This is a genomic window from Colwellia sp. Bg11-28 (assembly GCF_002836245.1).
Classification (GTDB): Bacteria; Pseudomonadota; Gammaproteobacteria; order Enterobacterales; family Alteromonadaceae; genus Colwellia; species Colwellia psychrerythraea_A.
The window spans coordinates 1-19,380 of sequence record NZ_PJBA01000006.1 but is presented as its reverse complement, the minus strand read 5'-3'; the positions used below and the strand labels follow the sequence as shown (position 1 = coordinate 19,380).

Sequence of the window (19,380 nt, the reverse complement as noted above, 5' to 3'; positions counted from 1 at the left end):
CTAAAATAACCGCAATTATATTTTCCTCCAAATAAAAAGGTATCTACATGGCTCAGCCACTACCAGATAAGTTCATCATGTCGATGAATCGAGTTTCTAAAGTAGTTCCACCCAAGCGCACTATTTTAAAAGATATTTCTCTTTCATTTTTCCCTGGCGCTAAAATCGGTGTATTAGGTTTAAATGGCTCAGGTAAATCTACCTTGCTTCGTATTATGGCGGGTGTTGATACTGAATTTGAAGGTGACGCGGTTGCTTTAGCGGGAACTAAAATAGGTTACTTACCACAAGAACCACAACTTGATGAAAATCAAACAGTACGGGAAGCTGTTGAAGAAGCCGTTTCTGAAGTTAAAAACGCCATGGCACGTTTAGACCAAGTCTATAACGAATATGCTGAAGAAAATGCTGACTTTGACGCCCTAGCAAAAGAACAAGGCGATCTCGAAGATATCATTAATGCACAAGATGGTCATAATATTGATAACGTTTTAGAACGTGCTGCTGATGCATTACGTTTACCAGAATGGGATCAAAAAATTGCCGTACTAAGTGGTGGTGAACGACGTCGTGTTGCACTTTGCCGCTTATTACTTGAAAAACCAGACATGTTATTACTCGATGAACCAACCAACCATTTGGATGCTGAATCTGTTGCATGGTTAGAGCGCTTCCTACATGACTACCCTGGTACTGTAGTAGCTATCACCCATGATAGATATTTCTTAGATAACGTTGCTGGTTGGATATTAGAGCTTGATAGAGGCCATGGTATTCCTTATGAAGGCAATTACTCATCGTGGTTAGAGCAAAAAGATGCACGTCTTGAACGAGAAGGTAAAACCGAAAGTGCATTGCAAAAAACCATTAAGCAAGAACTTGAATGGGTTCGTTCAAATCCAAAAGCGCGTCAATCAAAAAGCAAAGCCCGTTTGGCACGTTTTGAAGAGCTTAATAGCCAAGATCATCAAAAACGTAACGAGACTAACGAGCTTTACATTCCACCTGGACCTCGTTTAGGCGATAAGGTACTTGATGTTAATAACTTAACCAAATCATTTGGCGATAGAGTACTTATTGATGACTTAAGCTTTAGTGTTCCTAAAGGTGCTATTGTCGGTATTATTGGTCCAAACGGTGCAGGTAAATCCACACTCTTTAAAATGATGTCTGGTGCTGAAAAACCTGACTCTGGAAATGTAGTGCTGGGTGATACGGTTAAGCTTGCTAGTGTTGATCAGTTCCGTGATGACATGGATAACAGCAAAACCGTTTATCAAGAAATATCTCAAGGTCATGACATTTTACAAATTGGTAATTTTGAAATTCCGAGTCGTGCCTATGTTAGTCGCTTTAACTTTAAAGGTAATGATCAACAAAAAATCATTGGTGAGCTATCCGGTGGTGAACGTAACCGAGTTCATTTAGCCAAGCTTGTACAAACGGGTGGTAACGTATTACTGCTCGATGAGCCAACCAACGATTTAGATGTTGAAACCCTACGTGCGCTTGAAGAAGCATTATTAGAGTTCCCTGGTTGTGCCATGGTTATTTCACATGACCGTTGGTTCCTTGATCGCATTGCTACTCACATCTTAGATTACCGTGATGAAGGTCAAATCAACTTCTTTGAAGGTAATTTTACTGATTATGAGGCATGGTTGAAGAAAACTTTAGGCCCTGCAGCAACAGAACCACACAGAATTAAATACAAAAAAATAGGGTAAACACTAAATAAAAACAGCCGTTGTTAGTACGTTAGTAACTTTGCTGTGATTTGTTAATGAGTTTACCGATAAAAGCCAGTTAAAACTTGATTTTAGCTGGCTTTTTTGTGCCCAATAATTTTTACTTTTCAATAAAATGAGACTATGCTGAAGCCAATCGATGACAAAAGTCATTAGTCAGGTTGGACAATAGACATGGATGATAGACGACAATTTACTCGTATTTTATTTTCAATAAAAGCAGAGCTAAAAATTGAAAAAAATATATACCATGTGTCTATTCATGATATATCACTTAATGGTGCTTTAGTTACCGCTATTGAGAGTGAACAACCGTTAAAAGGTAAAGTCGGTACCTTACACTTTTTATTATCAGATAAAGAATCAGAAGTGAACATGAGCATTGCCATTGTTCACGAAGAAAAAAACGAAACAGGTTTGCAATGTAATGCTATTGATATTGACAGTGTTACTCATTTACGTCGTTTGGTTGAACTCAATCTAGGTAATAACGAACAACTTAATAAAGAACTGGGTCAGTTATCACGTACAAACTAAGATTAAGCTATTGATTATACTTGTTTTTTAGTTTAAATTGAAATTAGTAAAAATTTACAACATCTCTATCCAAACCTTTAAGGAGTCTTAATGAATCATCTAATCATCTCTTGTATTGGCCCAGATCAAACAGGCCTAGTAGACACTTTATCTAAAGTTATTTCCAAGCATCAAGGCAACTGGCAAGTTAGTAGTTTGCATCATTTATCAGGCTTTTTCGCCGGCGTGATTGAAGTTGCCGTAGCAAGTGAAAAAAGTGAAAGCTTAATCAGTGCATTAAAAGCTATTAAAGGATTAAGTTGCCAAATTGAAGTGGCAGAGCCTAACATGCCCGACGTTATTAGTAATTTAGTACTGGAAATTACTGCTAATGATAGAGCGGGAATTGTACAAGAAGTATCCTCTGTTATTCATCATCAAAATGGTAACTTAATCAAGCTAGTAAGCTCACACGATAGCGCGGCCCATAGTGGCCAAGATATTTTTAAAGCGAAAGTACAAATTGCTATTGATGATAAATCGGTTGATCACCTTATCAGTGCATTAGAGCAAATCGCAGATGACTTAATGGTAGATATTTCCCGCTAGTCTATCTAGTTAATAGTGCTTAGTAAGACTGCTTTACTATTAAGCAACACGTTAATTTAACTGTATGCTAATCAAAAACGAGTGCCATGAGCACTCGTTTTTTATATCAATTTCACTCACCAATAGTTAATAAATACGGGGTTATGATTATCACCCTTGAAGACGCTATCCTAGGATAAGGTTTCCAAAAACTTTGCAGCTTTATTAATATCTCGGCTACGTTTCATATCAGGCAAACTTTTCAAAAAAGTTTCACCATAAGGTTTATTCACTAACCTATCATCACAAATCACTAGCACACCACGATCACTAACATCACGAATAAGTCGCCCTACCCCTTGCTTTAACGCGATAACCGCTTGAGGTAATTGAATTTGACTAAAGGGCTCTCCGCCTTGACGTCTTACATCTTCACACCGAGCTTGCAACAGAGGGTCGTCCGGTGAAGCAAAAGGTAACTTATCAATAATCACGCAAGTGAGCTTATCACCACGAACATCAATACCTTCCCAAAAACTTGCCGTAGCTAGCAGTACCGCATCATCTTGTTCGACGAACTGCTCAAGCAGTTTTCGCTTAGCCATTTTACCTTGCACTAATAAGGGGTTATCAATACTCTCAGCTAGAACTTCAGCAACCTGGTGCATTACACGATAACTAGTAAAAAGCATAAAGCAGGCACCTTTACTGGCTTTAATCAACGGCTCTGCCAACTCAGCTAACTTTAAGGCGCGATTTTTATCATTGGCCTGCGGTAAATAACGCGGTACAACAAGCTGCGATTGCGCTTGGTAATCAAACGGGCTATCAAGTAATAACTGTTTAGCATCTTGTAAACCTAAGTGTTTAGCAAAATGATTAAAGCTATTATCTACAGCTAATGTTGCTGAGGTAAAAATCCAACCGGCACCCGACTCTTTCACAAAGGTATTAAACTTTTCACTAACGTTTAAAGGGGTTTGATGCAATACCACGCTCCGCGGAGTGGTTTCATACCAAAAGCTCATGCCGTATGCCTCAACATTTGCCATCACGTCGTATTGAGCAAGTAAATTAACAGCACGGTCAAAGCAATTATCTATCGCTTCATTTCTTGAAACACACAGTTTTATCACTTGATATAGAAAATCTAAATCAATTTTTAGGTTAGCGAATTTTTGCTGAAATTGAACTTGTTTATACTTTTCCCGCCAATTGCCACGTTCCGGATCATAATTAAATAACAGGCGAAACTCTTGGCAAGTCTTTTGTAGTTTTTCGGCTGCTAAACCTAACTGTTTAACATCAGTTAAACTACTACGGTGTACTTGTAATACGTCGGTACATAAATCAACGAGTTGCTTGCTAGAAAATGCCTCGCCAAAATATTCACTCGCGATATCCCCAATTTGATGCGCTTCATCAAAAATCATCACTTGAGCCTTAGGTATAAGCTCACCAAAACCAGTATCTTTTAAGGCCATATCAGCAAAAAACAAATGATGATTCACCACAATAATATCAGCATCACTTGCTTTTTGACGGGCTCGAACTAAGTGGCATGCTTCATAGTCTGGGCAATCTCTTGCCAAACAATTATCCAAGGTACTCGTTACAAAAGGAAAAATACTGGAGTCTTCACTGACATTCACTAATTCGCCAATATCGCCACTTTGCGTGCCATTTGCCCAGGTTTTCACTTTAACTAGATCTTGCAACATTTGAGCATCAAGTTGACCTCTACTATCTTGATACTGCGCTAACCGATAGTTACATAAATAGTTTGCGCGACCTTTTAATAAAGCGACTTGCGCATTACTCGCTAGCGCCTTTTTAATTAGGGGAATATCTTTATGAAAGAGTTGCTCTTGCAAGTTCTTAGTACCCGTAGAGACTACTATTTTTTTAGGATTTTTCGGGTTTAACGATAAAAAGGCAGGGATCAAATAAGCAAAGGTTTTTCCGGTACCGGTTCCTGCTTCAACAATAAGCGATGATTGTTTGTCTATTGCATGGGCAACATCAAGTGCCATATCGGTTTGCGCTTGACGTGGCGAGAAGCCTTTGATGGCTTTAGCCAAAGCGCCTTCTGGAGAAAATGCTTGGCTAACTTGGCTAACGTTGTTTTCGGTCATGTAAAATGTGAGGACACAAATGAGTATTTATGCAGAGAGTATACTTAACTACAGCTTAAGCATAAAGATCTAAGTGCTTAGTATCGTCGTTATTACCATTGTCAGATTTTTCAACGTTAATCTCTTTTTCGTCTTGCTCTGAAGCAACATCATTCTTGATGCTATCAGTTTGATTTTTATGTTCTTCCTTTTGCTTAGCATGCTGCTCTTGCTCACCCCCTTGTCGGCTGGAGTGGTATTGATCTTCTTCCGTGGTAAAATAACACTCATGGTTTTCAATATGATCAGGGTCTTGGCTAAGCTTACTGTTAGCTGCCTCTTTGAGTAATGCCTTAACCTTCAAGTTTGCTGGCTTAATCGGTACAGGGACTACACGCGTTAATTGAGTAGTAAAAATATCCATTCTTAGTTCCTCCGCAATTTAAAAGTTGCACATAAATCATTATATCCAAACTACTTGAAGATGCGTGTTTCAGGTAGCTTGGGTATATATTGCAATACCATGTTATCGACTATTCGCTTAAAATCTTTAGGCTATATATTTTAACTGGCCTACACAATCAATTTAGAGTAATAACTTTAAGTATGATTCATATAACAAATCATAATAAAAAACCCTTATTTATTACTTGCAGGCATCTTAATTACACAGTAGTGTAAACAGCATCAAAACAAATTATTTTTCTACCTGCTAACTTAATTTTAGATTACCATCAAGTTAACAGCAAATGACCTACTATTAGAGACTTTTTAACCATGATTATTAACCTGAATCGCCGACATCATCACCATCACTACAACTAGCCCATTCAGGTTTACTTAATAAGTAAATTACTGAAGGGCAACTGGCCTTTCAGTGGTTTAAAAAAGCATAATACATCCTCTTAATAGAAGTAATTGTAATTGCTAAACCCCCGAAAGAGTCACGACTCTCTCGGGGGTTTTCGCATTTTGGCGAATAATAAATTGTATATACATGACGAATTTTAAGATTAAAAACGATAGGAATTAACATTATGAGCACATCAGAGCCACGTTTACGCATTGCCATGCAAAAATCAGGACGCCTAAGTGAAGACACCCAAAAACTACTTAAGCTTTGTGGATTAAAGCTAAATTTGAGTGATAGAAGATTATTAGCTCATGTAAGCAATATGCCTATTGATATTATGCGTGTCCGCAGTAGCGATATTCCAGGTTTAGTTATGGACGGAGTTTGTGATTTAGGCATCGTTGGTGATAACACACTCGAAGAAGAAGAATTAGATCGTCAATTGAAAGGTAATAAGTCTGAGTACATTCGCACTACCTCTTTAGATTTTGGCGGATGTCGCTTTTCAATTGCAATGCCTGAAGAATTTGAATACACAGGTTTAGCGTGTTTAGACGGCCTACGTTTTGCCACAACTTACCCACAATTATTAAATCGTTTTGCTATAGCTAACGGCATTAATGTAGAGTTTTGTTTGTTAAAAGGCTCAGTTGAAGTAGCACCTCGCGTTGGCTTAGCTGACGGTATTTGTGATTTAGTTTCTACTGGCGCAACACTTGAAGCTAATGGCTTAAAAGAAGTGGCTGAAGTTTTCCGTTCAAAAGCATCACTGATTCAACGAGCTGACCCATTGTGTGAAGAAAAACAAGCCATTTTAGATACATTATTGCCACGTGTTCATGGCGTAATGAAAGCGAAAGAAAGCAAATACATTATGCTACACGCGCCAAAAGATAAGATAGCTGAAGTCAGCAAATTAATGCCTGGCACAGAAACACCAACTATTTTACCACTTGCTGAGCGTGACAATATGGTCGCTGTACACGTAGTCGCAACAGAGACATTCTTTTGGGAAACCATGGAACAATTAAAAGCTTTAGGTTGTCACTCTATCCTAGTGATGCCAATTGAGAAGATGATGGGCTAAATAAGCAGTATACTTGAAACTTCAGCGGCATTGTCTGCGTTGTTCGTTGCCATCACTTAGCAATACCGAGTAAAGAAGCTAAGCTCAGGCAACTCACAACTTGACAGCTTTGCTGAAGTCACATTTATTTAGCTTAGTTTCTCAGACAATTACATTGAATATTGAAAATATTAATACCGAGATATAATTATGATAAATCAACTTATCAATTGGCAAGAGCTTTCACCGCAACAAAAAAATAGTGCCCTTGCTCGACCGGCTATTGCCGACAGCGCTTTATTATCAACGCAAGTTGCTAACATCTTATCGCAAGTTAAAAATCAAGGTGATAAAGCTATTCTTGCGTTAACTGAGCAGTTTGACGGTATCGCACTTAGCACATTATCCGTAAGCTCAGCGCAAGTTGCCCAAGCCAAATTAGCATTAACAGATAAACGCTTAAAAGCTATTCACACCGCTTACAAGCAGATAAAGTCATTTCATAGCGCGCAAACAGCTTCTGACATTACCGTTGAAACAACGCCTGGCGTTAAATGCACGTTAAAAACGGAAGCTATTGAAAGTGTTGGTTTATACATTCCTGCTGGCTCTGCTCCATTGCCTTCTACGGTTTTAATGTTAGGCGTACCTGCACAACTTACTGGCTGTCAACGTACCGTGCTTGTTTGTCCTCCGGATAAAAATGGCCAATTAGCTGATGAAATATTAGTAGCTGCCGATCTTTGTGGTATTACAGAAATATATACCGTTGGTGGTGCACAAGCCATTGCGGCACTCGCTTACGGCACAGAAACAATTCCAGCGGTAAATAAAGTATTTGGACCTGGAAATCGTTATGTTACTGAAGCTAAAACTCAGTTATCACAGCAAGTCGCAGGTTTCGCCATTGATATGCCAGCAGGCCCTTCTGAAGTATTAGTTATCGCTGATGGGCAAGCAAATCCAGCCTTTATCGCGGCTGACTTATTATCCCAAGCAGAGCACGGTGTAGATAGCCAAGTAATACTACTCAGTGATAGTGAGTCTTTAATCTCAAAAGTATCAACTGAAATAGCGCAGCAACTTACCTTATTATCTCGCTGTAAAATTGCAGAACAAGCGTTAAAGCAATCTCGCTTAATTCTGACTAAAGATTTAGCGCAGGCTGTTGAAGTATCAAATGAATACGGACCTGAACACTTAATAATTCAAACAGAAGATGCTCCAACATTACTCAGTAAATTACGAAATGCAGGTTCGATATTCGTCGGTGCTTATACGCCAGAATCTGCGGGTGATTACGCCAGTGGTACTAACCATGTTTTACCAACCTATGGTTACTCAAAAGTTATTTCAAGCTTATCGTTAGCGGACTTCTCTCGTCGCTTTACTGTACAAGAAATAACAAAAGCGGGTTTACAAAGTTTAGCTGAATGCATTATTGAGTTAACGAATGCTGAAGGGTTAGATGCACACCAGCGCGCGGTAACAATTCGTCTAGAAGAAGGTAGTTAGTTATGACCTCGCCAGTAAATGACGCATCAGAAAGTATTACCTTAACAACTGACAGCTTGATAGATAAGTTAGCAAGAGAAGAGTTAGTCGATATGGTTCCTTATCAATCTGCTAGACGTCTTTTTGCCAGCGGTGATAATGAGCAAGCCAATAGCAGAACTTGGTTGAATGCTAATGAAGCGCCCGGTCAAGGTCAGTATCAATTAAACAGCGAGAATATTAATCGTTACCCTGATTTTCAACCGCAAGCACTATTAAAAGCTTATAGTAATTATTGTAACTTGCCTGTTGATAATATACTGGCAACTCGCGGCGCAGATGAAGGTATTGAATTAATTATTCGTAGTTTTTGCCGTGCTTATCAAGATAGCGTCCTTATCTGCCCACCAACTTATGGTATGTATGCTATCAGCGCAGAAAATCACGGTGCTGGTATTATTAGCGTACCATTAGTGAATACGCCAGAAGCAAAATGCCAGCTAGACCTTGAAGGATTGAAGCAACAAGTAGGAAAAGCAAAAGTTGTCTTTTTATGCTCGCCAGGAAACCCTACAGGTAACACCTTATCATCAGCACAAATTAAAGCCGCTATTGAGATCTTTAAAGACAGCGCTATGGTTGTTGTAGATGAAGCCTATTATGAATATACCAATAAAGAATTGGGTGCTGAGCAAGTAAATATTAAATTAATTAGCCAATATGATAACGTGATTATACTAAGAACCTTATCAAAAGCTTTTGCCTTAGCAGGATTACGCTGTGGTTTTACCTTATCGAGTAAAGCAGTCATCACACTACTTAGTAAGGTTATTGCGCCTTACCCTATCGCAGCACCTGTTGCTGAAATTGCCAGCAAAGTATTAACGAATGATTTAGACGTTATGCAAGCCAGAGTAATTTCTGCCAATAGTTTACGTGAACAGTTGAGTGAATGGCTGAAGCAACAAAAGTGGTGTAGCGATGTTTTTGATAGCAATGCTAACTTTGTACTGTTTCGTTGTAATAATATCGATGAAAAAAACAAAGTATTTAACCTCTTAGTAGAACATAACATCTTAATTCGTGATCAGTCTAAGCAACAACAGCTTGAGAATTGCCTACGAATAAGTATTGGCAGTGAAGACGAAATCGCGCAGCTAAAACAGCTATTAGAAACACTATAAGTAACGTAATGCTACATTATAGGTGTGGCGTAACAAACATAATGAAGAGCATTTTATGAGTAATACACAAGAGAAAATATTATTTATCGACCGTGACGGTACTTTAGTGGAAGAGCCAGCTATCGATAAGCAGCTTGATACTTTGGAAAAACTTGTATTCGAACCTAATGTCATTGCAGAGTTATTAAAGTTGCAAGCGAAAGGTTTCAAACTAGTGATGGTTTCAAATCAAGATGGGCTAGGAACAAACAGCTTTCCACAAGCAGACTTTGATTTACCTCACAACAAGATGATGGACTTCTTTAGCTCTCAAGGTGTACATTTTCAAGATGTATTACTTTGCCCTCACTTTGATGAAGACAATTGTAATTGCCGTAAACCTAAACTTGGTTTAGTGAGTGAGTACCTGCAACAAGGTCGTGTAGATTTCGCTAACTCTTTTGTTATTGGCGATAGAGAAACAGATATGGGACTTGCCGCTAACATGGGCATCGTTGGCATCAAATATGACCCCGAGACATTAAATTGGGCGCAAGTGAGTGAGCAGATAATTACTCAGTTAGAGCAACCAAGGATAGCCACTGTTACGCGTACAACCAAAGAAACAGATATTACGGTTACCGTTAACTTAGATAAAGCAGGTGAAAGCAGTATAGATACTGGTTTAGGTTTTTTTGACCACATGTTAGATCAAATATCTACTCACGGCGGCTTTAGCTTACAGTGTCACGTTAGTGGGGATTATCATATTGATGAACACCACAGTGTTGAAGATACTGCACTAGCTTTAGGGCAAGCTCTTAAACAAGCATTAGGCAATAAACGCGGTATTAATCGTTTTGGTTTTACAATACCTATGGATGAATGTCGTGCTGAATGTGCTATCGACCTTTCTGGTCGTCCATGGTTAGAATTTGATGCTGATTTCACCAGTGCCAATGTCGGTACCATGTCTACACAAATGGTGCCTCATTTTTTCCGCTCCCTTGCTGATTCAATGTTAATAACATTACACTTATCAACGAGTAAAGGTAATTGTCATCACCAAGTTGAGAGCTTATTTAAAGTTTTTGGTCGCGCATTAGGTCAAGCCATCAAGGTTGATGGGGATGCAATGCCAAGTTCAAAGGGTACCTTATAATGACAAAGGTAATGACTTCAGCAAAAAATGTCATTGTAGATACCGGCTGTGCTAATTTATCATCTGTTAAGTTTGCCGTTGAGAGACTTGGCTTTGAGGTTACTATCACTGATGATATAACGATAATCCAACAAGCTGAAAAAGTTATATTCCCAGGTGTTGGTAGCGCTAAGCATGCCATGAAAAACATTAAAGCTAAAAATTTAGAGGCTGCTTTGCAAGGGTTAACTCAGCCTGTACTTGGCTTTTGTTTAGGCATGCAGTTAATGACTGAGTCTTCAACCGAAGGTAATAATGATGACAATACTAGTCACATAGTCCCTTGCTTAAATTTGATCCCAACAAACGTTGAACCATTAAAAGCACAAGGAAATAGATTGCCACATATGGGCTGGAATACGCTCACTCAAGTAAGCAATCATCCTATTTTTAAGGGAATATCTGAAGGCGATTACTTTTATTTTGTGCATAGCTTCGCAGCGCCAATCAGTGAATACACCATCGCCAGTTGTGAGTACGGCAGTACTTTTTCTGCTGCTATTGCGAAAGATAACTTTATCGGTTGTCAATTTCACCCTGAACGCTCTAGTGCATTAGGCAGTAAAATAATTCAAAACTTTCTCGAGTTAGACTCTACAGAACTTAATCAGGAGCTTGTAAACTTATGATGATCCCAGCAATTGACCTTATCGGTGGTGAAGTTGTTCGTTTATACCAAGGCGATTACGCTCAAAAAACGAATTACCAATATACGGTACAAGACCGTCAACAAGCCTATGCTGAATCAGGTGCTACTGTTATGCATTTTGTTGATTTAGATGGTGCTAAAGACAGCACTAAACGTCAACTAAAAACCTTAAAAACAGTCGTTAACCACCCTTCTATGATTATTCAAGTAGGTGGTGGTGTACGTTGTGAAGATGACGTAAAACAATTATTAGCGCTTGGTGCAGATCGCGTTGTTATTGGCAGTTTAGCTATCAAGCAACCTGAACTCGTAACACAATGGGTAAAAACCTACGGCTGTGAAAAAATTGTATTAGCGCTAGACATTAAAATTGACGCACAGGGCAATAAAACATTACCGACACATGGCTGGATTGAAGATAGCGGTGTGAACCTAGAAGATTTACTTGCGCAATACCAAGATGCTGGTATCAAGCACGTACTATGTACTGACATTAGTAAAGACGGTACGTTAACAGGCACCAATGTTGATTTATACTCTGAGGTTTGTGCTAAATATCCTGATATTGATTGGCAAGCTTCAGGCGGTATTGGTAGCTTAGCTGATATTAAGGCTTTGATACCAACTGGCGTAAGTGGCGTTATTTTAGGTCGTTCATTGTTAGAAGGAAAATTCACGCTTGAAGAAGCAATTGCTTGTTGGCCAAAGACCTCAGCAAACAACGCTGAAAGTAATACCTCAAGTAATACAGGTGATAAATAATGTTAGCCAAACGAATAATTCCTTGTCTTGATGTTCGTGATGGCAAGGTAGTGAAAGGTGTACAATTTCGTAATCATGAAATCATTGGCGATATCGTGCCTTTAGCAAAACAATATGCTGAAGCGGGTGCTGACGAATTAGTTTTTTATGATATTACCGCAAGTAGCGACGGCCGTGTAGTTGATAAAAGCTGGGTAAGCCGTATCGCAGAAGTAATTGATATTCCTTTCTGTGTTGCTGGTGGTATAAAAAGCGAAAACGACGCCAAAGAAATATTAATGATGGGTGCTGATAAAATCAGTATCAACTCCCCTGCATTGCGAGATCCTGACTTAATCACACGTTTAGCGGATGTGTTTGGTCAGCAATGCATTATCGTCGGCGTTGATAGCTTTTATAACAAAGAGACTGATGAATATCAGGTCTATCAATTTACTGGTGATGAAAAGCGCACTCAACAAACAGGTTGGAACACATTCGACTGGATTGAAAAAGTGGTTAGCTTAGGTGCTGGCGAAATTGTACTAAATTGCATGAACCAAGATGGTGTTCGTCAAGGTTACGATATTGAGCAGTTAAAACAAGCAAGAGCAAAATGTAGTGTGCCTTTAATCGCTTCTGGTGGTGCTGGAACTATTGAACATTTTAGTGATGTTTATCAACAAGCCGATGTTGATGGTGCACTCGCTGCATCTGTTTTCCATAAAGGTATCATTCCGATTAAAGATTTAAAAATCTACTTAAAAGAACAAAATATTGAGGTAAGACCATGTTAGTAACTAAAGATAATATAAATGATTTGGCATGGCAGAAAATGGATAATCTTATTCCTGCAATTATTCAGCATGCCGCTACAGGTGCAATTTTAATGCAAGGTTATATGAACCAAGCCTCTTTACAAGCAACCCTAACAACGGGAAAGGCAACGTTCTTTAGCCGCTCAAAACAAGCACTATGGGTTAAAGGTGAAACTTCTGGCAACTTCCTAGAAGTGAAACAAGTGTTAACTGATTGCGACAACGATAGTTTACTTATTGCTTGTGAACCCATTGGTCCAAGTTGTCACCTAGGAACCGAATCTTGTTTCCCTGAGCAAAAGCTTACTCAACAAAACTTTCTTAGCCAACTTGAGCAAGTCATTCAACAACGCAAAGATGATGATCCTAAAGAGAGTTACACTGCTCATTTATTCTCTCGCGGTACTACTAAAATGGCTCAAAAAGTAGGTGAAGAAGGTGTTGAAGTAGCACTTGCTGCTGTCGCTGAAACCAAAGAAGACTTACTGGGGGAATGTGCAGATTTGTTCTATCACACCCTGGTATTACTCGCTGATCAAAAAATAGAACTCAGTGAGGTTATGGAAGTGTTGCAAACACGTCATAACAAGTAGTCCCCAACTCTGTTAATGAACGTTTAAGCTACTTTGCTAATTACTAGCATCCTTGTTATCTTTATAAAACAGGGATGCTTTTATTCTAACACCAGTGAAGTAGGTTTTAATTAGATGGCGTTCGCTTATGGAAAACTCATTTTATCGCTCATATCCAGCGTTCCCCCTTAAAGCACTACTCCTCTTTGCACTATTTTTCATCACACAATTTGTGCATGCTAAAACAGATAGTGTTCTTGTCTATATTCGAGACGATGTCTACATTGACTATCTAAAGTTTGTAGATGATAGAGATATTAGCTTAATAGATAACTTCTCCGGCAAAAACATCCGTCGTGATGTCGTCGACATGATTATTGCTCAGCGAGCCCTCAAGCTTGGTGGCTTTAAGCATAGTTTCACTTATGCACCTGGTAAGGTTAACTTTCGTAACACTAAGATGTTACAAAATGGCCAATTACTGATTAGTTTTGATTCCTACTGGCAACAAGATGCACTCCCTCTCTCCGACAAGCTTTATATTTCTGACGAAGTTATCAGAAATGGTGAGTACGTTGCTGGCATATACACTAGCCCTCATAATAAAAAAACACTCTCGGTAAAAAAACTGACTGATCTTAACGATCTTACCGCTGTGTCAACGCCTAAATGGAGCACTGACTGGCATACTCTTGAGCAGTTGCCCCTTAAAAAACTCACCAGGGATGATTCCTGGTTATCTATGGTACGTATGGTGAATATAGAATGGATCGATTTCATACTAATGCCATTTAACTCGACCCCAGACCAAAGCTTTATTATGGATAAAGTACATTTAGTGCCAGTTAAAAATATTGGTGTTGTACTTAAAGATTCTCGTCATTTTGTTATTAGTAAAATACACCCTAAAGGGCAGGAAGCTTTTATTGCTATAAATAAAGGCCTTAAAATACTCCGCTCACGTGGTGCTATTGTTAAAGCGTATCAACAAGCAGGCTTTTTTGTTGATACCAAGAAAGTCATCATTATTAACCCCTGAGTATTTATCGAATTCATTCTCGACATGTAGTACCATGCTGGCAAATAAAGTTATTTAATGAACCTAAGCATTGTTTACAAGAATAATGAGTGGTATTCATATTACAGCATAATAAGTAACAGCTAAGGACTAGCGATGTTAAAGCGGATGGCAATAAAAAAGTATGGCAATCAACTATTACCTAAGCTGCAAAAACGTTATGGCGAACAAACTTTTTATAATGCCAGTCAAGTCAGAGCGACTATTTATCAATGTAACTTCAATCCGAACTACTTGCCACTTGGTTACCTACTCTTTCTTGATTCGTGTGCATTAAATAAAGTTACTGCTACTGAATTTCCTGAGTTATGTATGAGAAAGTACAAACAAGAAATCAAGGACTACCTTAGTGACCGTAGGTATTATGGTTACCTGAAACTTCTAAACATTTAAACTTTTAATAATTATGACAATAAAAACTACTTGGCAAACTAAAAAATTCACAGAGCTCTCTCTTGACCAATTATATGATGTGCTAAAACTACGTATTGATATTTTTGTTGTTGAGCAAACCTGTTTTTATCCCGACTTAGATAGTGATAAAGACTTACTAGATAGACATTCTCAAACACTACATCTATTGGGTTATCAAGAAGATCAGCTTGTGGCATATCTACGTATTTTACCAAGAGGACAAAGTTACCCTGATCATGTCAGTATTGGCCGAGTCGTAACGGCAACTCAAGCAAGGGGGGGTGGTTTAGGTCATCAGTTGATGACAGAAGCTATAACGCGGTGTCAGCAACATTTTCCCAATGAAAATATTAAGATTTCAGCACAACAACATTTAAAAGCCTATTACCAGCAACACGGATTCACTCAGGTATCAGAAATGTACCTAGAAGACGACATACCGCATATTGCTATGATTCGACTGTCTAGCTAATAACTAGCGATCATAGAAACAAAAAAACTCGCTTACGCGAGTTTTTTTATTAACTAAATGACTATAACTTAAGCCAGTTGAGCTGATAATAATTGGTTAACTTTTTCAACGGCTTGTGTGCCATCAATAGTTAAATAACTACAGCTACCTGATTTAGCTTCTGCTTGATAGAAATCTACCAATGGCTTAGTTTGCTCGTGGTAAATAGCTAAACGCTTACGCACTGTCGCTTCTTCATCATCTGGACGAATGGATAAATCGTCACCACTTACATCATCTTTGCCTTCAACCTTTGGTGGGTTATAAACAAGGTGATAAACACGACCTGAGCCAGAATGTACACGACGGCCAGCCATACGTTCAACAATGACTTCATCTGGTACATCAAATTCAAGAACATGGTCAACAACAATACCACTTTCTTTCATTGCATCTGCTTGTGGTATTGTGCGAGGAAAGCCATCAAGTAAAAAACCAGCTTTACAATCTTCTTGAGCTACTCGCTCTTTAACTAATCCGATGATTAAATCGTCAGAAACTAATTGACCAGCATCCATTACGGCTTTGGCTTTGTTACCTAGCTCCGATCCTGCTTTAATAGCAGCACGTAGCATATCGCCTGTTGAGATCTGTGGAATACCAAATTTAGCCATTAAGAACTGTGCTTGTGTGCCTTTACCAGCGCCTGGAGCACCCAATAAAACAATGCGCATATTATGTAACCTTAAATTGATGGTTGAAGTGTGGAAGTAAATATTACCTTTGCTCGATAGCATAAATATTCATTTGATCGAACAAAGGTAATATTTCTTGTCTTTACAATAAAGTCGCTGACACTATACAAGTTAGGCTATGTGCAAACAAGTGGTGAAAGGGTCGATTGATCAAAAAAGGAGGTGTTTCATGCATGAAACCCTCCTTTTTAAGACTAAAGTACTAGCTAAATATTACGTTTAGATTGCATATTTTACTTAGTAAGACTTAGCATTAACTTATTCAAGCGTGAAACAAAGCTCGCTGGATCTTTTAAGCTACCACGTTCAGCCAACATCGCTTGTTCAAACAATACTTCAACCCATTGGTTGAACATATCATCATCTTGCTCATCAGCTACATGCTTAACCAGTGCATGCTCACCATTGATCTCAAAGATAGGTAATGTATCAGGTACCTCTTGACCAACCGATGCCATTAGCTTAGCCATTTGGCTACTCATATCATCATCATCAGCTACTATACATGCAGGAGAATCTGTTAAGCGATGAGAAAGTTTAACTTCTTTAACTTTGCCGTCTAAACTCGTTTTAATGCGTTTAACAACAGAATCATACTCTTTCTCAAGTTTCTCTTGAGCTTCTTTTGTTTCTGCATCATCCATATCGCCAAGATCAAGTCCACCGCGAGTAACCGATTGCAGTTGTTTACCATCAAACTCTGTTAAATGGCTTACTAACCACTCATCAATTCGATCTGACATTAATAATACTTCAATGCCCTTCTTACGGAAAACTTCTAAATGAGGGCTATTTTTTGCCGCTTCAAAGCTATCAGCAACAACAAAATAAATTTTGTCCTGACCTTCTTTCATACGTTCTATATATGAAGCTAACGATACATTTTGTGTAGTAGAATCTTCATGAGTAGAGGCAAAACGTAATAACCCAGCAACTTGTTCTTTATTTGCATGATCCTCAGCAGGACCTTCTTTTAATACTTGACCAAATTCATCCCAAAATCCTTGGTACTTATCAGCATCTTTATTACCAAGTTTTTCTAACATTTTCAGCACACGTTTGGTACAGCCTTTACGAATAGCTTGGGTAACCTTGTTATCTTGCAAAATCTCACGAGAAACGTTCAAAGGTAAATCGTTAGAATCCAAAAGACCTTTTACAAAGCGTAAGTAAGTCGGCATGAATTGTTCAGCATCATCCATAATAAATACACGCTGTACAAACAACTTCAAGCCATGTTGTTTTTCGCGGTTGTACATATCAAATGGTGCTTTAGTCGGTACATATAAAAGAGAAGTATATTCTGTTTTACCTTCTACTCGATTATGTTCCCACAATAAAGGATCACCAAAGTCATGAGAAACGTGCTTGTAGAATTCTTTATACTCTTCATCTGTAATATCAGCTTTTTCACGTGTCCATAAAGCAGTAGCCTTATTAACAGGTTCCCAAAGTGCAGGAATAGCATCAACTGCATCAGCAGCTGGTCTTGTTACATTATCTTTTTCATCTGTCACTTCAGCTACAGCTTCAACAGCAGGAACTTCTGCAGTTAACATTTCAACTGACACAGAAATATGATCTGAGTACTTAGTAACAATAGACTTTAAACGCCAGTCATCAGCGTATTCTGATTCATCTTCTTTTAAATGAAGAATGATATCAGTACCGCGATTAGTCTTCTCTATCTTAGCCGTAGTGAATTCACCTTCACCAGCACTAATCCACTCGACACCATCCGTTGCGCTATCACCAGCTTTGCGGGTACGAACAGTTACTTTATCAGCAACAATAAATGCAGAGTAAAAACCAACACCAAATTGACCGATAAGTTGTGAGTCTGATGCTTGATCACCTGACAATTGCGAGAAGAACTCAGCAGTACCCGATTTTGCGATAGTACCTAAATGCTCAATAACTTCGTCAACGTTCATGCCGATGCCATTGTCAGAAATTGTTAATGTATTATTTTCTTTATCACAGCTAACACGAACACGAAGGTCACCATCGTTTTCGTACAATGTATTATCTGATAATGCTTTAAAGCGCAGCTTGTCTGCAGCATCAGCGGCATTAGATACTAACTCACGCAAAAATATTTCTTTATTTGAATATAGTGAGTGGATCATTAATTGTAGTATTTTGGCATTGTCCGATGCAAACGCATGATTTTGTACTTGATTAGTTTCTGACATCTAAAATATCTCCGGTGAAAAATTATTAATGTACTTTTAAAAAGTTGTTAGAAACTATGTGGGGCTGAGGAAAGAAAATTCAAGGGATAACTATAAATGCTCATCAATTGACAATAAGAAAAGCAATAAACTAACGACAATTCAACTTCATGGCTAAAATTAATTAATTGATTCTTCTATTTCACTAAGCAGTAAAAAATCGTATTCATCTGGGATAGGAAGGGAAACGCAAGATAGAAAGAAAATACCGGAGTAGGTTGCCCTACTCCGGAAATGTATACTCGCGATAAATGATTGACAGATCAGGTTTACCAATAAGTATGCAGTTATTAATTTGTTGCTTAGGGAGTAAACCACAATTTATTAACCGACTCACATTAACTTATAGTGTCTGTAATACAAACAGCTTATTTTTCATATACTATTACTATTTAGCATAACTAAGCAAGTAAAATGAATATATATTCCTAAAATAAAAATCAAGCTATACACTAACCCATTATAAAACATACCCTTTTAAAGCTTAAAACTATTTACAAACAACTTTATGAATTATATATTTATTTAAGTAGTAATAAGTAAACAACTTAATTATTTTCTACTTCTTTAAATAGATCTTTAGCAATGTCCTACTCTCACATGGTCTTCTTTAGTATGAGTCAAACTACGCATTGCCACATTTTTAAATCCCAGACAGCTAAAAGCCCGACGCTTTCGAATCAGGCTTCTCTAAATAGAATGTAACAATGTCCTACTCTCACATGGGCTTAACTAACCTAAGTCACGCTACCCTCGGCGTAACTACGTTTCACTTCACTATCTGTGGGATTGTTCAAATGCCAGAAAGCAAAAAATCCGTAGCGTAAGCTACAAGTTTCTTTAAAGAGAAGCTTAGCAATGTACTACGCTCATATGGACTTCGTTTTTTAAATCCCAGACAGCAAAAAGCCCGTTACTTTCGTAA

General features: G+C 38.3%; 18 protein-coding genes. 14 read left to right on the top strand and 4 right to left on the bottom strand.

Annotated elements, in window-relative coordinates; all coding sequences use genetic code 11:
* Positions 1-47: 47 nt before the first annotated feature.
* The 3 genes from ettA (at position 48) to CXF79_RS07080 (ending at position 2,873) form a co-directional block, all read left to right on the top strand.
* Positions 48-1,727, top strand: coding sequence for an energy-dependent translational throttle protein EttA (gene ettA / locus CXF79_RS07090; RefSeq protein WP_011044631.1), 1,680 nt, complete (start codon positions 48-50; stop codon positions 1,725-1,727).
* Positions 1,728-1,922: 195 nt separating this feature from the next.
* Positions 1,923-2,285 (top strand): PilZ domain-containing protein, encoded by a 363-nt coding sequence (locus CXF79_RS07085; RefSeq protein WP_101154482.1) that lies wholly within the window; start codon positions 1,923-1,925, stop codon positions 2,283-2,285.
* A gap of 90 nt (positions 2,286-2,375) precedes the next feature.
* The gene (locus CXF79_RS07080; RefSeq protein ID WP_011044633.1) at positions 2,376-2,873 is read left to right on the top strand and encodes a glycine cleavage system protein R; all 498 of its coding nucleotides are present in this window, start codon (positions 2,376-2,378) and stop codon (positions 2,871-2,873) included.
* Between the two features lie 170 nt (positions 2,874-3,043).
* On the opposite strand, the gene CXF79_RS07075 is transcribed toward CXF79_RS07080, so the two are convergent.
* Positions 3,044-4,987, bottom strand: coding sequence for an ATP-dependent DNA helicase (locus CXF79_RS07075; RefSeq protein ID WP_011044634.1), 1,944 nt, complete (start codon positions 4,985-4,987; stop codon positions 3,044-3,046).
* A 55-nt stretch (positions 4,988-5,042) separates the two neighbouring features.
* Positions 5,043-5,390, bottom strand: coding sequence for a hypothetical protein (locus tag CXF79_RS07070; RefSeq protein ID WP_011044635.1), 348 nt, complete (start codon positions 5,388-5,390; stop codon positions 5,043-5,045).
* A 613-nt stretch (positions 5,391-6,003) separates the two neighbouring features.
* On the opposite strand from CXF79_RS07070, the gene hisG reads away from it, so the two are divergent.
* The 11 genes from hisG (at position 6,004) to CXF79_RS07015 (ending at position 15,487) form a co-directional block, all read left to right on the top strand.
* Positions 6,004-6,906 carry an ATP phosphoribosyltransferase gene (hisG, locus tag CXF79_RS07065; RefSeq protein WP_101154481.1) on the top strand — a complete coding sequence of 301 codons (903 nt, stop codon included), beginning with the start codon at positions 6,004-6,006 and terminating at the stop codon, positions 6,904-6,906.
* A 189-nt stretch (positions 6,907-7,095) separates the two neighbouring features.
* The gene (hisD, locus tag CXF79_RS07060) at positions 7,096-8,400 is read left to right on the top strand and encodes a histidinol dehydrogenase (RefSeq protein ID WP_101154480.1); all 1,305 of its coding nucleotides are present in this window, start codon (positions 7,096-7,098) and stop codon (positions 8,398-8,400) included.
* Positions 8,401-8,402: 2 nt separating this feature from the next.
* The gene (hisC, locus tag CXF79_RS07055; protein ID WP_232769105.1) at positions 8,403-9,563 is read left to right on the top strand and encodes a histidinol-phosphate transaminase; all 1,161 of its coding nucleotides are present in this window, start codon (positions 8,403-8,405) and stop codon (positions 9,561-9,563) included.
* 55 nt (positions 9,564-9,618) lie between these two features.
* On the top strand, positions 9,619-10,704 hold the full coding sequence (hisB, locus tag CXF79_RS07050; RefSeq protein ID WP_101154479.1) for a bifunctional histidinol-phosphatase/imidazoleglycerol-phosphate dehydratase HisB: 1,086 nt from the start codon (positions 9,619-9,621) through the stop codon (positions 10,702-10,704).
* Between the two features lie 11 nt (positions 10,705-10,715).
* Positions 10,716-11,372, top strand: coding sequence for an imidazole glycerol phosphate synthase subunit HisH (hisH, locus tag CXF79_RS07045; RefSeq protein WP_101156186.1), 657 nt, complete (start codon positions 10,716-10,718; stop codon positions 11,370-11,372).
* Entirely contained in the window at positions 11,369-12,154 is a 786-nt protein-coding gene (gene hisA, locus CXF79_RS07040) for a 1-(5-phosphoribosyl)-5-[(5-phosphoribosylamino)methylideneamino]imidazole-4-carboxamide isomerase (protein ID WP_011044642.1), read from the top strand. Before hisH ends, hisA begins: the two co-directional genes overlap by 4 nt.
* Positions 12,154-12,930: an imidazole glycerol phosphate synthase subunit HisF gene (hisF, locus tag CXF79_RS07035; RefSeq protein WP_101154478.1), complete on the top strand. Its 777-nt coding sequence runs from the start codon at positions 12,154-12,156 to the stop codon at positions 12,928-12,930. Before hisA ends, hisF begins: the two co-directional genes overlap by 1 nt.
* Positions 12,924-13,544, top strand: a complete 621-nt coding sequence (hisIE, locus tag CXF79_RS07030) for a bifunctional phosphoribosyl-AMP cyclohydrolase/phosphoribosyl-ATP diphosphatase HisIE (protein WP_101154477.1) — start codon at positions 12,924-12,926, stop codon at positions 13,542-13,544. Before hisF ends, hisIE begins: the two co-directional genes overlap by 7 nt.
* Before the next feature lie 127 nt (positions 13,545-13,671).
* Positions 13,672-14,562, top strand: coding sequence for a hypothetical protein (locus CXF79_RS07025; protein WP_011044645.1), 891 nt, complete (start codon positions 13,672-13,674; stop codon positions 14,560-14,562).
* A gap of 135 nt (positions 14,563-14,697) precedes the next feature.
* Entirely contained in the window at positions 14,698-14,994 is a 297-nt protein-coding gene (locus CXF79_RS07020) for a DUF6559 family protein (RefSeq protein ID WP_101154476.1), read from the top strand.
* A 13-nt stretch (positions 14,995-15,007) separates the two neighbouring features.
* On the top strand, positions 15,008-15,487 hold the full coding sequence (locus CXF79_RS07015; protein ID WP_011044647.1) for a GNAT family N-acetyltransferase: 480 nt from the start codon (positions 15,008-15,010) through the stop codon (positions 15,485-15,487).
* Between the two features lie 68 nt (positions 15,488-15,555).
* Here the strand turns inward: CXF79_RS07015 and adk are convergent, their stop codons facing one another.
* Positions 15,556-16,200 (bottom strand): adenylate kinase, encoded by a 645-nt coding sequence (gene adk / locus CXF79_RS07010; protein ID WP_011044648.1) that lies wholly within the window; start codon positions 16,198-16,200, stop codon positions 15,556-15,558.
* Between the two features lie 254 nt (positions 16,201-16,454).
* Positions 16,455-18,416 (bottom strand): molecular chaperone HtpG, encoded by a 1,962-nt coding sequence (htpG, locus tag CXF79_RS07005; RefSeq protein ID WP_101154475.1) that lies wholly within the window; start codon positions 18,414-18,416, stop codon positions 16,455-16,457.
* Positions 18,417-19,380 lie beyond the last annotated feature (964 nt).